A 13981-nucleotide genomic window follows, 5' to 3' on the forward strand; every position below is an offset into this window, starting at 1 on the left:
TTGCGTCAACCCTTGCTACGCCTAGGATTGTAGTCATGAAACGAACTTTGGCGAGGGCATCATGCGAGAAATTTCCTCTAGCATCGCGTTTGAAATCCGCACTGGCGAAACAGTTCCCCTGAAGGTGGCGCGCAGCACAAAGCTGGTCGTTCGCGGCGGTGCGGTGTGGGTCACGCGCAGCGACGATACCGAAGATTACTGGCTGCAACCTGGCCATACGCTGCGGTTGCGGCGCGGTGAACGGCTGTGGCTGAGCGCTGAGGGCACCGGGCAAGCGAGAGTGGCGTTTTCAGTGCCCACACGTTGCGACGAGCGCGCGCTCAACTGGTTTGCGCGCATCGGCGAACGGTTGACGGCGCGTATGCGGGGCGGCTGGCGCACGGTTTGATGGTGCTGCCGCGGGCGCGCTGGTTTGGCCGGATGGCGCGCCGCGGCGGAACTCGGCGGCGCAGCCGGGCGACTGCATCTGACATTACCGGCGTGGCCGCGCCACGTTGAGGCCACGCAGCAAGGCGGCCGCGACTTGACGCTGCCAACCCTGCCACCTTCGGCGGGGATTCCCAGATTTCGGTAAACTGCGGGGATCATGTGCGCCACCCCGGTTTCCCCGACTCCCTTGCCCTCCACGACGCCGCTCACGTTGCGCTGGCGTGGCAGCGAACCCTACGAAGCCAGCTTCGAAGCCATGCGCACGTTCACCGACGAACGCACGGCCGACACCCCCGACGAAATCTGGCTGGTCGAACACCCACCCGTCTTCACGCTAGGCCAGGCGGGCAATCCCGCCCATCTGCTGGCCGCCGACAGCGGTATTCCTCTGGTCAAAGTCGACCGGGGCGGGCAGATCACGTATCACGGGCCCGGCCAGGTGGTGGCGTACCTGCTGCTCGATTTGCGCCGCCGCAAGTTGATGGTGCGCGAACTGGTCACGCGGATCGAGCAAGCCGTGATCGACACCCTTGCGGCGTATAATCTCGCCGGAGAACGAAAGGCTGGCGCCCCCGGTATCTACGTGGCGCCGGGGCCGGACGTCGGGCTGCACGCCGGCGCCAAGATTGCGGCGCTGGGTCTGAAGATCCGCAACGGCTGCAGTTATCACGGCGTGAGCCTGAACGTGAACATGGATTTGCGGCCGTTTCTGGCCATCAATCCATGTGGCTACGCGGGGCTCGAAACAGTCGATATGGCAACGCTTGGCGTGGCCGCCGGCTGGGACGACGTGGCCCGCACCTTTGCAGAACGCCTCACCGCAAACCTCGACGGCAGTCCCGCGGCCGTCGCCCAACCACAGGCCGGTGTGCTCACCGCCTGACTGGATCGAACGAATGACTGACGTTACCGCGAACCTCGCAGCTTCCCCCGCTCCTGACGCCGTGCCGGCTTCCGCCGCCGCTTACGACGCCACCGCAAAGCAGAAGGCGCAAGCCAAGACCGCCCGTATTCCGATCAAGATCGTCCCGATCGAAAAGCTCAAGAAACCCGACTGGATCCGCGTCAAAGCGGCGACCGGCAATTCGCGTTTCTACGAAATCAAGCAGATTCTGCGCGAGCACAACTTGCATACGGTGTGTGAAGAAGCGAGTTGCCCGAACATCGGCGAATGCTTCGGCAAGGGCACGGCGACCTTCATGATCATGGGCGACAAGTGCACACGCCGCTGCCCGTTCTGCGACGTCGGCCACGGCCGCCCGGATCCGCTCGATGTGGACGAACCGGGTAACCTCGCGCGCACCATCGCCGCGTTGAAGCTCAAGTACGTGGTGATCACCAGCGTTGATCGTGACGATTTGCGTGACGGCGGCGCGGCTCACTTCGTGGAATGTATCCGTCAGACGCGCGAGCTTTCGCCCGAAACCCGCATCGAAATTCTGACGCCGGACTTTCGCGGCCGTCTGGATCGCGCGATCGGCATTCTGAATGCCGCACCGCCCGATGTGATGAATCACAACCTCGAAACGGTGCCGCGTCTGTACAAGGAAGCGCGCCCGGGTTCGGACTACGCGCATTCGCTGAAGCTGCTGAAAGACTTCAAGGCGCTGCACCCTGATGTGGCCACCAAGTCCGGTCTGATGGTCGGCCTCGGCGAAACCGAAGAAGAGATTCTGCAGGTGATGCGCGACCTGCGTGAACACAACGTGGATATGCTGACGATCGGTCAGTATCTGCAACCGTCGGAACACCATCTGCCGGTGCGGTCTTACGTGCACCCGGACACGTTCAAGATGTACGAGGAAGAAGCGTACAAGATGGGTTTCACGCACGCAGCCGTGGGCGCGATGGTTCGCTCGAGTTACCACGCCGATTTGCAGGCGCATGGAGCTGGCGTGGTCTGAGCGTCTTAGCTGATAGCTGTCAGTTTGAGAAAAAGCCTGCACGCGTTGCAGGCTTTTTTGTTTTGGGGCGCCAGATTTTGATTGCCGATGCAGCGCGTTTTCAGGCTTCTCTGCAAAGAATTACCGGTAGTAACGTGCGAGCAGCATGCAGATCGAGGCGATGATGCTACCGATGACTGAAAATGGAGCGGCCAGTTCGATCAGGCGATCGCGCACATCGCGATTTTCCATGACGTAGTCGATCAGATTGGGCATTTGAGTTCTCCCTGTTGGACGTGCTTAAAAGTATAGCTCAGAGGGTGGCTAATTAGTTAGTTTAACGAATAATGAGATAGGGCAAATGAGGCGGCCACTGCAGCAGTCATGATCGTGGATGTCCACATCAACTTCCGCTCACGTGCCTCGTCGCCGTGACGATAGTCAGGATGTGGCGTCGAGTCAGCTGCGCCGAACGACACGAGGATGGATGCCACGACGAGAAAGAGAACATGCCAGAGCAACCCTGCCAACATGAAAGCCAGCCTGCTATTCGTCGATGCATCGCCCAACGCGCTTCCGATCTCATAGCACGCGCTGGCACACATTGAGATGACGACCCAGAGAAGTTGTCCGTTCTGAACAGAACGTATCGCAATACCGTTGGACGACTGCCGATAGAACCGCGAAAAGCTCAACAGAGGCAGCAGCGCGAAGGGCGCACACACCGGCACGCCGACGTTGAAAAGCAACCAGCTAAGGCGGCCAACGAAATCGATCATAGGAATGCGAAGTTCTAGCAACGCATAGATGATCCCGCTGCCGTCGATAAAAGGTCAATCTGCCGAACGGCCAGCTTGCGCGCACATGCCACAATCCGCCATCATTCGCTGGAACTGCCCGACTGCCCATCCCAACAGTCGCCGCTAACCAACCGAACGTGAAAAGCAATGCTCAACCAGCGTGATTAGCAATCGCGGATTAATTAGAACCGGCCGCGAACAAACTGCCTATAGTCGAAAGCCTCCCGAACAACACCTGCTCAAGGGGCTTCCCGATGAACCGCATCCTCCGTCCGCTTGCCGCGTTTGCTACGCTGCTCGCATTGTCCGCGCCGTTTGCTTCCGTGGCGCACGCCGACACCAAAGAAGTGGTGATCGCGTATCAGGACATGGTGGTGCCCTGGCGTTACGCGCAGGCGACAGGTGAAGTGGAGAAAGCCACCGGCTACAAGGTCACCTACCGCAAGCTGGGCAGCGGCGCCGACGTGATCCGCGCGCTGGCCTCGGGTTCGGTGCAACTCGGTGAAGCCGGCTCGAGCCCGATCGCCGCGGGTCTGTCGCAGGGCGTGGATATTTCGTTGTTCTGGATTCTCGACAATATCAACGACGCCGAAGCGCTGGTCGCACGTGATGGCTCCAATGTAACGAGCGTTGCCGGCCTCAAAGGCAAGAAGATCGGTGTGCCGTTCGTATCGACGTCGCACTTTCATACGCTGGTTGCGTTGCAGAGCGCCGGCGTGAATCCGTCCGACGTCAAGATCGTCAATCTGCGCCCGCCTGAAGTCGCGGCGGCTTGGGAGCGCGGCGACATCGACGCGACGTATATCTGGGATCCCGTGCTCGCCAAGGTCAAGAAGAACGGCAAGGTGCTCATTACGTCGGGGCAGGTCGCGCAGCAGACCGGCAAGGCGACCTTCGACGGCTTCGTCGTCGATCGCAAGTTCGCCAGTCAGAACGCCGAGTTCGTCGCGCGCTTCGTGAAGGTGCTCGCCGCGACCGACGCAAGTTACCGCGAGCACACATCCGCATGGACGGCAGCGTCGCCGCAGGTCGAGGCGGTCGCCAAGGAGTCCGGCGCGAACGCGCAGCAAGTGCCGGCGAGCCTGGCGTTGTACGCGTTCCCGACGCCGGCGCAGCAGGCTTCGAATGCATGGCTCGGCGGCGGCGCGCAATCGGGCGCGGCGAAGTCGCTGGCCGCCACTGCGGCGTTTCTGAAGACGCAAGGCACGATCCAGAGCGTGCTGGCCGACTATTCGACCGGCGTCGATCCGCAGTTCGTGCAGCGTGCGGCGCATTGATCGTCGCGCACTGTCTCCCATTGGCGTCATGAGGTCCGGCGATGAGCGGTCTTGAGATCCGGCGACTGCACGTCGCCTACGAAGGCGCGCGCGGCGCGGCGCCGCATGTCGCGCTCGCCGATGTCGATCTACGTATCGAACCCGGCGAGTTCGTGGTCGCGCTGGGCGCGTCGGGCTGCGGCAAGACGACCTTGCTCAACTGCATTGCCGGCTTCATCCCGCCAACTGAAGGTGAAGTGAGATTAAACGGCGAGCCCGTGCTCGGACCAGGCGCGGACCGCGGCGTCGTGTTTCAGAAGTACGCGTTGATGCCCTGGCTCGATGTGCTCGACAACGTCGCGCTCGGTTTGCGCTTTCAGCGTGTGCCGAAGGCGGAGCGCGAGCGTATCGCGCTCGACATGCTGAAGCTTGTCGGACTCGAGAAGCATGCGCGCTCGCGGGTCTATGCGCTGTCGGGCGGCATGCAGCAGCGCGTGGGCATTGCACGCGCGCTCGCAAGCGATCCGCAAGTGCTGCTAATGGACGAACCGATGGGCGCGCTCGACGCCATGACGCGCGAGTCGATGCAGGAACTCGTGCTCGATGTCTGGGGCCGCACACGCAAGACAGTGTTTTTCATCACGCATAGCGTCGAGGAAGCGCTCTTTCTCGCGACCCGTCTCGTTGTCATGACGCCGGGACCGGGCCGCATCGCCGATAGCTACGACCTGCCGTTCGCACGGCGTTTTCTACAGACACGCGATGCGCGCGCGGTGAAGTCGTCGGTGGATTTCATCGAATGGCGCGAGCGGCTGGTGCGTCGGCTGCATGAGCGCAAGCAGGACGAGGTGCTGTCATGACGGCTTCGCGCGAATCATTGGGTGACCTGCCGCTCGCGCAGACCGGCAAGCGTCCGCGGCAAACCGGGCGGCCTGTGCACGGCTGGCGTCTGCCGGGCGAAGGTCCGACCGCGGTGCTGAGTGCGCTCTCGGTCACGACGCTCGCGGCATTGTGGTGGCTTGCCACGCATCTGCACTGGTTGCCGCCGCTATTTCTGCCGACGCCGGAAGCGGTATGGACCGCGTTTCTCGACGCGTGGCATGGCCGCATTCAAGGCGGCTTGCCGCTCTCGCAGCATCTCGCTTGGAGCGCTTTGCGCGTGTTCGGCGCGTTTGCGCTCGCCGCGCTCACGGCAGTGCCGGTCGGTATCCTGATGGGCGTGAGCCGGGTTGCGCGTGGCCTTCTCGATCCGCCGCTCGAGTTCTATCGACCGTTGCCGCCGCTCGCCTATCTGCCGCTGGTGGTGATCTGGTTCGGCATCGACGAAACGGCGAAGATCGTCGTGATCTATCTTGCCTGTTTCGCGCCGATTGCCATGGCCGCGCGCGCCGGCGTGCGCAGCGCCACCATCGAGCAGATTCATGCGGCGTATTCGCTGGGCGGCCGCTTCTCGCAGATCGTGCGGCATGTGGTTTTGCCCGCTGCGTTGCCGGAGATTCTCACCGGCCTGCGTATTGCAATCGGCTTTGGCTGGACCACGCTGGTCGCCGCGGAAATGGTCGCGGCCACGGCGGGCTTGGGTCAGATGGTGCTCAACGCGTCGAGCTTTCTGCGTACCGACGTGGTGGTCATGGGCATCGTGCTGATCGGGTTGATCGCGTGGCTGTTCGATCTGGGCATGCGCGTGCTGGAGCGGCGGCTCGTGCCGTGGAAAGGGCGCGTGTAATGCGGCAGTGGCCGCACAAGTTCACGCTCAAGCAAACAGCTCGATCACCGGCCAGCCGCGTTCCGTGGCGATGACACGCAAACGCGCATCAGGATTGGTCGCGACCGGGTTCGTGACGCGCTCCAGCAACGGCACGTCGTTGATCGAATCGCTATAAAACCAGCTCTGCGGGAAATCCTGCAGACGATGGCCGAGCGAGGTCAGCCAGCTCTCGGTGCGCGTGATCTTGCCCTCACGGAAGGTGGGCGTGCCGACCGCCTTCCCCGTAAAACGCGCCAACGGGTCGCCGCCTTCGGTGCCAAGCTCGATTCCCAGCAGATGCTCGAAACCGAGCGCCTTGCCGATCGGCTCCGTGATGAACACATTCGTTGCGGTGACGATGCAGCACAGGTCGCCCGCATCGAGATGGCGTTGCACGAGAGCGCGCGTTGCCGGCAGAATGGCCGGCGCAATCACCTGCTGCATGAACTGCGCATGCCACGTGTCGAGTTGCTCGCGCGAGTGGCGGGCAAGCGGCGCCAGCGTGTAGTTCAGGTAAGCGGCCATGTCGAGCGTACCGGCCACGTACTGCTGATAGTAATCGTCGATTTCCTGCGCATGCCGCGCGGCGCCTTCTATCCCCAGTCCGGCGATGAAGTGGGCCCACGCCTGATCGCTATCCAGCGGCAGCAACGTGTGATCCAGGTCGAATAGCGCAAGGTTGCGGCTCATCCAGAGTTCTCGTGGTTAGGTGGTCGAATGGCCGGACTCGCCGCATGACTGACCATGAGCCGGCACACAGCAATCCACAGCTTTACCCGAGCCTATATTTAAAAGCACAAAATTACAATAAGGCAAAAATGTGCAACACTACTGTCATACGCCCCGGGTGCCGGTTCGCGCGGCATGCGGTTCGGGTCATGGCAGCAGGAATGGATGCGCAGTGCCTTATGTTGATTCTCCTAAACCTTCTGGCCGGTGTGGCGCTCCTCGTGTGGGGGTCGCACATTGTGCGCACCGGCATCCTGCGAGTCCTCGGCGCCGATCTGCGCAGCGTGCTGGGGCGCAGCACCAGTAGCCGCTGGCGGGCTTTTCTCTCGGGTGTCGGCGTGACGAGTCTCGTGCAGAGCAGTAATGCCACGGCGGTGATCGTCACGTCGTTCGCGGCGCAGGGACTCCTGCCGCTCACCAGCGGCCTCGCGATCATGCTCGGCGCAGACGTCGGCACCGCGTTGATGGCGCGGATCCTCACGCTCGATCTGTCCTGGTTGTCGCCCATCCTGATTCTGCTCGGCGTGCCGCTCTTTCTGTCGCGCAAGCAAACCCGTCTCGGCCAGGCCGGCCGCACGTTGATCGGCCTCGGTTTGATCCTGCTGGCGCTGCGTCTGATCGTGGAAGCCGCGCAGCCGATGATGCAAGGCGCCGGCGTGCGCGTCATGTTCGGTGCGTTGACCGGCGACACCATGCTCGACGCGCTGGTCGGCGCCGCGTTCGCCATGGTGTCCTATTCGAGCCTTGCCGCCGTGTTGCTCACCGCAACGCTCGCCTCGTCCGGCGTGATTTCGCTGAAGGTCGCGCTGTGCCTCGTGATCGGCGCGAATCTCGGCAGCGGCCTGCTCGCGCTGCTGGGCACCGTCGCGCAAAACGCGGCGGCGCGGCGTCTTGCTTTGGGCAGCTTTGCGTTCAAGCTGGCCGGCGCGCTGCTGATCCTGCCGTTCACTTCGCTGCTCGCACGCGGTCTGCCGGTGCTGATCGCGAATCCGCGCGAAGCGACGGTCGGCTTCCACCTGATTTACAACACGCTGCGTTGCTGCGCGTGCCTGTCGCTGATCGACCCGGTGGCGCGTATCTGCGTGCGCGTGTTGCCGAACCGGCCGGTGCCGGGCGGTGAGCTGCGGCCGCTCCATCTCGACGCCACCGCGCTGTCCACACCGACGCTCGCGCTCGCGCACGCCTCGCGCGAGGTGCTGCGGATCGGCGATATCGTGCGATCCATGCTCGACAATGTCGCGGATCTGATCCATCAAAACAATCTCGACAAGGCGCGTGAAACGGTCCGCATGGACGACGACGTGGACGAACTCTACGCCGCCGTCAAAAGCTATCTGACGCTGATCTCGCGCGAGCAGCTCGACGAAGCCGACAGCCGCCGCTGGACCGACATCATTTCATTGACGATCAACCTGGAGCATGCGGGCGACATCATCGAGCGGATCGTGGGGGACATCGAGGAAAAGAAGATCGCTCATCGCCTGTCGTTTTCCGAAGAAGGGCTGGGCGAACTGGACGATTTGCAGGCGCGGCTCGTCAGCAATCTGCAGCTTGGGCTGTCGGTGTTCCTGAACAACGATCTGCGTTGCGCCGAGCGCCTGCTCGCGGAGAAGGAACGTTTTCGCGATCTGGAGCGCGCGTATTCGTACCGGCATCTGGACCGGCTCGCCGGACAGACCCTGCGAAGCATCGAGACGAGTGCGCTGCATCTCGATCTGATCAGCGACATGAAGCGGCTCAATTCACTGTTCTGTTCGACCGCCTATCCGGTACTCGACGCAGCCGGCGCGTTACACGACACGCGCTTGCGTAAGCGTTCGCTCGATACGATGCACGTGAAGGAATAACGCTCGAGCGTCCTGACCCAGGCACTAAGCTCTAAGCAAGCACGATCTCTTCGAGCTTCTTCTTCAGCGATGCAAAATCGGCGGCTTCGGCCGCTTTTTTGTTGGTGACGAGCACGTCGATCCGATCGACCGGACAGTACGAGATGCGGCTGCGCTGGCCGATCTTGCTGTAGTCGGCGAGGATCACCACGCGGTCCGCGTTGGCGACCATGGCGCGCGCCACTTCGGTTTCAGCGTGATCGTAATTGGTCGCGCCATGCCGGTGATCGACGCCGACCGGCGACAGCAGCGCGAGGTCCGCGCGATAGCGCTGGATGTCGAGTACGGTGGTCGCGCCGGTGGTCGCCATGGCGCGGTCGCTGATCGAGCCGCCGAGCAGGATGACTTCGTTGGCGGCCTCGGTCTGATCGACCGCGCCGCGCATCTTGAGTGCAACATCGATCGAATTGGTGACGATGGTGAGGTTTGCGAGCTTTGCCAGTTCTTCGGCCAGCGCGGCGGTGGTGGTGCCGGCGTCGATGAACAGCGTCTGCCCGCTCGCGATCAGCCCTGTGGCCGCCTTCGCAATCGCCGTTTTGGATTTGACGCGCATGTGCGCGCGTTCGGCGATCGGTGCTTCGTCGGCGGGCTTGATCGCGCCGCCGTGCACACGCCGCAATTCACCGAGCGCTTCGAGATCGAGCAGGTCGCGCCGCACGGTTTCGCGCGATACCCCGAGGTCCGCCATGATCCGTTCCGTGGACACGCGTTGCAGCGTGGACAGTAACGCGCGAATTCTTTGATGACGGTCTTCCTGCCACATTCATTTTTTCCCTGGATGCGTACGCGCGTTGGTTCAGCTTGTATTTAACTGCGACATCGTGGTCACGAATGTGTGTCCGGACGATGTCAAGCCTACTACTTTAGTCGAATTGTGTTGTATTTTTTTGGCAGCTTGCAAGTTTGTGTATTTCAACTTAGCCTTCGCAGATCGAAGCGCGTAGCCTATTTCGAACATCAAATGTTCGAAAAGGAATTGAAATGTCCGGTTTCGAGCATTTCACGGCGTTTTTTGGCAATTTGACCGACCCGTGTCATCGCCATAATGGATCTTGCGGTTTGCCGTCCAGGCGATAGGCCGGTGACGTTTTCGCGCTGCGGGATGACTGCACGCTTCGTCATCCTGACAATGACATGGCAACGCGCGGTGCGGTGGATGCATCGAGTGTATGCCCGGCTTTCGCGGCGCTTGCCTTGGCGCGATACTACGCACGGGCTCGCGCCTGGAAGCAACGTGAGGCCGCGCGGGCCTCACGTTGGCCGAGGCGGCGGTGACGGCCGGGAACGTGTCGAGAGCATAGTCAACCCGCTCTATCTGAATGAAAGGTAACGAGACGTGGGAAATGGGATTAATCGCACCTTATCCGCAGACTGGCCTTATCCGCGCCTGGCCGCCCATCGCTGCGGCGGCACGCTGGCGCCGGAAAACACACTCGCGGGTTTCGACGCCTGCGTGCGCTACGGCTACCGCATGGTCGAATTCGACGCCAAGCTATCCGCCGACAACCAGCTCTTCCTGCTGCACGACGACACCCTCGAGCGCACCACCAACGGCCACGGCGCCGCCGCCGAGCACACCTGGCAGCAGCTGGCAACGCTCGACGCCGGCTCATGGTACGGACCGCAATTCGCCGGCACGCGGCTGCCGACGCTCGCCGAAGCGGCCGAGCGCTGCGCACGCGACGGCATTGCCGCGAATATCGAAATCAAGCCGTGTCCGGGCCGCGACGAGATCACCGGCACGTTGGTGGCAAGCGGCGCGCTGACCTTGTGGCAAGGACAGAAGACGCCGCCGCTGCTGTCGTCGTTTTCGTTCGAGGCGCTCGCCGCAGCGCGCGACGCCGCGCCATCGCTGCAACGCGGCATGCTGTTCGACGAAATTCCTGACGACTGGCTGCGCATCGTGCGTGAACTGGACTGTGTGTCGTTTCACGCGAACCAGCGCTATCTCACCGAGCGGCTGGTCGCGGAGGTTCACTGCGCCGGCCTGCGCGTGCTCGCCTACACCGTCAACGATCCGGCGCGCGCGCAATTGCTCGCGCAGTGGGGCGTCGACATGATTTGTACAGATCGCATCGATACACTGCAACACGACATGTTCCCGGCGCCGGCCAACCCGGCCTGAACATGGTGCGGGCGCGCAAGTGCAACCCTGCACGCGCGCGCTCTCTGAAGCTCGAACTAGAAATTTTCCAAACGTAGCAATTTCGGCAGAGGATGGGGAAAGACTATGAACCGCACCGCGTTAGCTCGCTTACTTTCGATGTCGGCCGTTGCGGGTGTCGCCGCCGCCGGCGTCAGCAGCAGCGTTTCGGCCGCGCCGCTCGACGCATTGATCGCCGCCGCCAAGCAGGAAGGCCAACTCACCGTGATCGCGCTGCCGCACGACTGGTGTAACTACGGCGAACTGGTGGCCGGCTTCCAGAAGAAATACGGCATCAAGATCAACGAACTGAATCCGGACGCGGGTTCGGGCGACGAAGTCGAAGCCATCAAGGCGAACAAGGGCAACAAGGGCCCGCAGGCGCCCGACGTGATCGACGTGGGTCTGTCGTTCGGTCCCACGGCGAAGGCCGAAGGATTGCTGCAGCCGTACAAGGTCGCCACGTGGAACTCGATTCCGAAAGAGTCGAAGGATGCCGACGGCTATTGGTATGGCGATTATTACGGCGTGCTGGCGTTCGAAGTCAACGCCGACATGATCGACAAGGCGCCGTCCGACTGGAGCGATCTGCTCAAGCCCGATTACAAGAACGCCGTCTCGCTGGCGGGCGACCCGCGCTCGGCCAACCAGGCGATCCAAGCCGTGTACGCCGCCGGTCTGTCGCAAAGCAAGGGCGACGTGAACAAGGCGGGACAGGCCGGCCTCACGTATTTCGCCAACCTGAACAAGAGCGGCAACTTCGTGCCGGTGATCGGCAAGGCGGCGTCGCTCGCGCAAGGCACCACGCCGATCATCGTGCGTTGGGACTACAACGCTCTGGCCGACCGCGACACGCTGAAGGGCAACCCGAAGGTGAATGTGGTGATTCCGAAAACGGGTGTGGTCGCCGGCGTGTACGTTCAGGCGATCAGCGCTTACGCGCCGCATCCGAACGCAGCCAAACTGTGGATGGAATACCTGTACTCCGACGAAGGCCAGATCGGCTGGCTGAAGGGCTATTGCCACCCGATGCGCTACAACGAGCTGGTGACCGGCAAGAAAGTGCCGCAAGCGCTGCTCGACAAGCTGCCGCCGCCGTCGGCTTACAAGAACGTGGTGTTCCCGACGCTCTCGCAACAGGACGCGTACAAAGAAACCATCACGAAGCACTGGGACGAAGCGGTCGGCGCGAACGTCAAGTAAGGCGTAGCGCGTAGGTCGCGGCGGCAGCAGAGCAGGCGCGCCGCGACAAAGAACCGTAGCGTGGTTTTGCCGCCCCGGCGCGCCGCTGCTCGTAATGAGCGCAGCGCGCCGGATGCGTTTGCCAGATTGCCCCAAGGGTGAGCTATGAGCGCTTCATCGGATGCCGGGTCGGTGCAGCCGGAATTGCTGGTTCCGCCTGTGCCTACCCCAACGCCTCGCGTCGACGGTCCGGGTCGCGCGTCGCAGTTACTCGCCTGGATCGGCGTGGTGCCGTTCTTTACGTTCGCGCTGCTGTTCCTGATTCTGCCGACTGGCTTCCTGATGGTCGGCGCCTTCCAGGACCCGCAAGGCCACTTCACGCTCGCCAATTTCCGCGACCTGCTCCAGCCAACCGTCATGGACGCGTACTGGATCAGCTTCAAGGTGAGCGCGGCGTCTTCGCTCGGCGGCGCGGTGATCGGTTCGCTGCTCGCATGGGCGGCGGTGCAGGGCAAACTGCCCGGCTGGATTCGTCCGACCTTGATGACGTTTTCGGGCGTCGCGTCGAACTTTGCCGGCGTGCCGCTCGCGTTCGCTTTCATCTGCACGTTGGGGCGAGTCGGACTTGTCACCGTGCTGCTAAAAAAATACCTGGGCTTCAATCTTTACTCGACCGGCTTTAGCGTCCTGAGCTTTTCCGGCTTGACGCTGACCTATCTGTATTTCCAGATTCCGTTGATGGTGCTGATCGTCACGCCCGCGCTCGACGGCCTGAAGCGCGAATGGCGCGAGGCCTGCGACTGCCTCGGCGGCACCGCGTATCAATACTGGCGCTACGTCGCGCTGCCGGTGCTGTGGCCGAGCGTGCTCGGCGCGGCGCTGCTGCTGTTTGCCAATTCGTTCGGCGCGGTAGCCACGGCCTACGCGCTGACCGGCAGTTCGCTGAATATCGTCACGATCCTGTTGTACGCGCAGATTCGCGGCGACGTGATGCACAACCAGAACCTCGGCTATGCGCTCGCGCTCGGCATGGTGCTCGTTACCGGGCTTTCGAATGGCGGCTACATCTGGCTGCGTTCGCGCGCTGAAAGGGGGCGTCGATGAAAAGCCAATCGCGCGTGGGTGCGTGGACTGCGATGATCGTCGGTTCGCTGTACTTCCTCATTCCGTTGATCGCGACGTTCGAGTTCAGCCTGCGTATGAAGCGCGGGATCTACAGTTTCGAAGCGTACAGCGTCGTGCTCGGCGATCCGCGCTTTCAGGCCTCGTTCGGCTACTCGATTCTGATGGCGCTGCTGACGATCGTGGTCGGCGTGCTGCTGGTGGTGCCGACCGCTTACTGGGTGCAACTGCGTTTGCCGAAGCTGCGGCCGGTGGTCGAATTCATCACGCTGCTGCCGCTGGTGGTGCCCGCTATCGTGATCGTGTTCGGTTATCTGCGCATCTATAACAGCAGTTCGATTCTGCCGCTCACCGGCAACGAGCGCGCCACCGATCTGCTGCTGGTATTCGGCTACGTGACGCTCTCGCTGCCGTACATGTACCGCGCCGTCGATGCCGGTCTGCGTGCAGTCGATGTGCGTTCGCTCACCGAAGCCGCCGAGTGTCTCGGTGCGAACTGGCCGACGATTCTGTTCAAGGTGATCTTCCCGAATATCCGCTCGGGCATTCTGTCCGGCGCGTTCCTCACCTTCGCGGTGGTGATCGGCGAGTTCACGCTGGCGAGTCTGCTCGACCGTCCGGCGTTCGGTCCGTATCTGCAGTTGATCGGTGCGAACCGCGCGTACGAGCCGTCGGCGCTCGCGATCATCGCGTTCGTGATCACGTGGGCGTCGATGGGGCTGATTCAGGTATTCGGCTCGGCCCGCGCGATGAGCGGCCAGAAAGTGTGAGCAATGAGTGTGAGCAACGAGTGTGAGCAATGAG

The 13981-nt window shown here is 62.5% G+C and carries 15 protein-coding genes; 11 read left to right on the forward strand and 4 right to left on the reverse strand.

All coding sequences use genetic code 11. The features are described 5' to 3' along the window. Window positions 1-61 precede the first annotated feature (61 nt). From BPHYT_RS02435 to lipA, 3 genes are all read left to right on the forward strand, one after another. Window positions 62-388 carry a DUF2917 domain-containing protein gene (locus BPHYT_RS02435; RefSeq protein ID WP_012431569.1) on the forward strand — a complete coding sequence of 109 codons (327 nt, stop codon included), beginning with the start codon at window positions 62-64 and terminating at the stop codon, window positions 386-388. A gap of 198 nt (window positions 389-586) precedes the next feature. Next, window positions 587-1312, forward strand: a complete 726-nt coding sequence (gene lipB, locus BPHYT_RS02440; RefSeq protein WP_012431570.1) for a lipoyl(octanoyl) transferase LipB — start codon at window positions 587-589, stop codon at window positions 1310-1312. Between the two features lie 13 nt (window positions 1313-1325). Further along, window positions 1326-2333, forward strand: coding sequence for a lipoyl synthase (lipA, locus tag BPHYT_RS02445; RefSeq protein WP_012431571.1), 1008 nt, complete (start codon window positions 1326-1328; stop codon window positions 2331-2333). Between the two features lie 120 nt (window positions 2334-2453). Here the strand turns inward: lipA and BPHYT_RS39415 are convergent, their stop codons facing one another. Beyond that, window positions 2454-2588, reverse strand: coding sequence for a hypothetical protein (locus BPHYT_RS39415; protein ID WP_012431572.1), 135 nt, complete (start codon window positions 2586-2588; stop codon window positions 2454-2456). Between the two features lie 56 nt (window positions 2589-2644). Further along, on the reverse strand, window positions 2645-3091 hold the full coding sequence (locus BPHYT_RS02450; protein WP_012431573.1) for a hypothetical protein: 447 nt from the start codon (window positions 3089-3091) through the stop codon (window positions 2645-2647). 275 nt (window positions 3092-3366) lie between these two features. Between BPHYT_RS02450 and tauA the strand changes: the two genes are divergently transcribed. The 3 genes from tauA to BPHYT_RS02465 are packed head-to-tail and all read left to right on the forward strand — an operon-like array spanning window position 3367 to window position 6094. Continuing rightward, the gene (gene tauA, locus BPHYT_RS02455; protein ID WP_012431574.1) at window positions 3367-4389 is read left to right on the forward strand and encodes a taurine ABC transporter substrate-binding protein; all 1023 of its coding nucleotides are present in this window, start codon (window positions 3367-3369) and stop codon (window positions 4387-4389) included. A gap of 41 nt (window positions 4390-4430) precedes the next feature. Then, on the forward strand, window positions 4431-5228 hold the full coding sequence (locus BPHYT_RS02460) for a taurine ABC transporter ATP-binding protein (RefSeq protein ID WP_012431575.1): 798 nt from the start codon (window positions 4431-4433) through the stop codon (window positions 5226-5228). Beyond that, window positions 5225-6094, forward strand: a complete 870-nt coding sequence (locus tag BPHYT_RS02465) for an ABC transporter permease subunit (RefSeq protein WP_012431576.1) — start codon at window positions 5225-5227, stop codon at window positions 6092-6094. The genes BPHYT_RS02460 and BPHYT_RS02465 overlap by 4 nt, the downstream gene beginning before the upstream one ends. 27 nt (window positions 6095-6121) lie before the next feature. Here BPHYT_RS02465 and BPHYT_RS02470 read toward each other — a convergent pair whose 3' ends face one another. Beyond that, entirely contained in the window at window positions 6122-6805 is a 684-nt protein-coding gene (locus tag BPHYT_RS02470) for a histidinol-phosphatase (protein WP_012431577.1), read from the reverse strand. A gap of 218 nt (window positions 6806-7023) precedes the next feature. On the opposite strand from BPHYT_RS02470, the gene BPHYT_RS02475 reads away from it, so the two are divergent. After that, the gene (locus tag BPHYT_RS02475; RefSeq protein WP_041758722.1) at window positions 7024-8691 is read left to right on the forward strand and encodes a Na/Pi cotransporter family protein; all 1668 of its coding nucleotides are present in this window, start codon (window positions 7024-7026) and stop codon (window positions 8689-8691) included. A gap of 31 nt (window positions 8692-8722) precedes the next feature. Here the strand turns inward: BPHYT_RS02475 and BPHYT_RS02480 are convergent, their stop codons facing one another. After that, window positions 8723-9493, reverse strand: coding sequence for a DeoR/GlpR family DNA-binding transcription regulator (locus BPHYT_RS02480; RefSeq protein WP_012431579.1), 771 nt, complete (start codon window positions 9491-9493; stop codon window positions 8723-8725). A gap of 573 nt (window positions 9494-10066) precedes the next feature. Here BPHYT_RS02480 and ugpQ point away from each other — a divergent pair. The 4 genes from ugpQ to BPHYT_RS02500 all read left to right on the forward strand — a co-directional run bounded on the left by ugpQ (window position 10067) and on the right by BPHYT_RS02500 (window position 13947). Continuing rightward, the gene (ugpQ, locus tag BPHYT_RS02485; RefSeq protein WP_012431580.1) at window positions 10067-10855 is read left to right on the forward strand and encodes a glycerophosphodiester phosphodiesterase; all 789 of its coding nucleotides are present in this window, start codon (window positions 10067-10069) and stop codon (window positions 10853-10855) included. 105 nt (window positions 10856-10960) lie between these two features. Continuing rightward, window positions 10961-12076, forward strand: coding sequence for an ABC transporter substrate-binding protein (locus BPHYT_RS02490; protein WP_012431581.1), 1116 nt, complete (start codon window positions 10961-10963; stop codon window positions 12074-12076). 144 nt (window positions 12077-12220) lie between these two features. Next, complete coding sequence (locus BPHYT_RS02495) at window positions 12221-13159, forward strand: ABC transporter permease (RefSeq protein WP_012431582.1); 939 nt, start codon at window positions 12221-12223, stop codon at window positions 13157-13159. Then, complete coding sequence (locus BPHYT_RS02500; protein ID WP_012431583.1) at window positions 13156-13947, forward strand: ABC transporter permease; 792 nt, start codon at window positions 13156-13158, stop codon at window positions 13945-13947. Before BPHYT_RS02495 ends, BPHYT_RS02500 begins: the two co-directional genes overlap by 4 nt. The last annotated feature ends 34 nt before the right edge of the window (window positions 13948-13981 follow it).

It is taken from the genome of Paraburkholderia phytofirmans PsJN (assembly GCF_000020125.1).
GTDB classification, from domain to species: Bacteria; Pseudomonadota; Gammaproteobacteria; order Burkholderiales; family Burkholderiaceae; genus Paraburkholderia; species Paraburkholderia phytofirmans.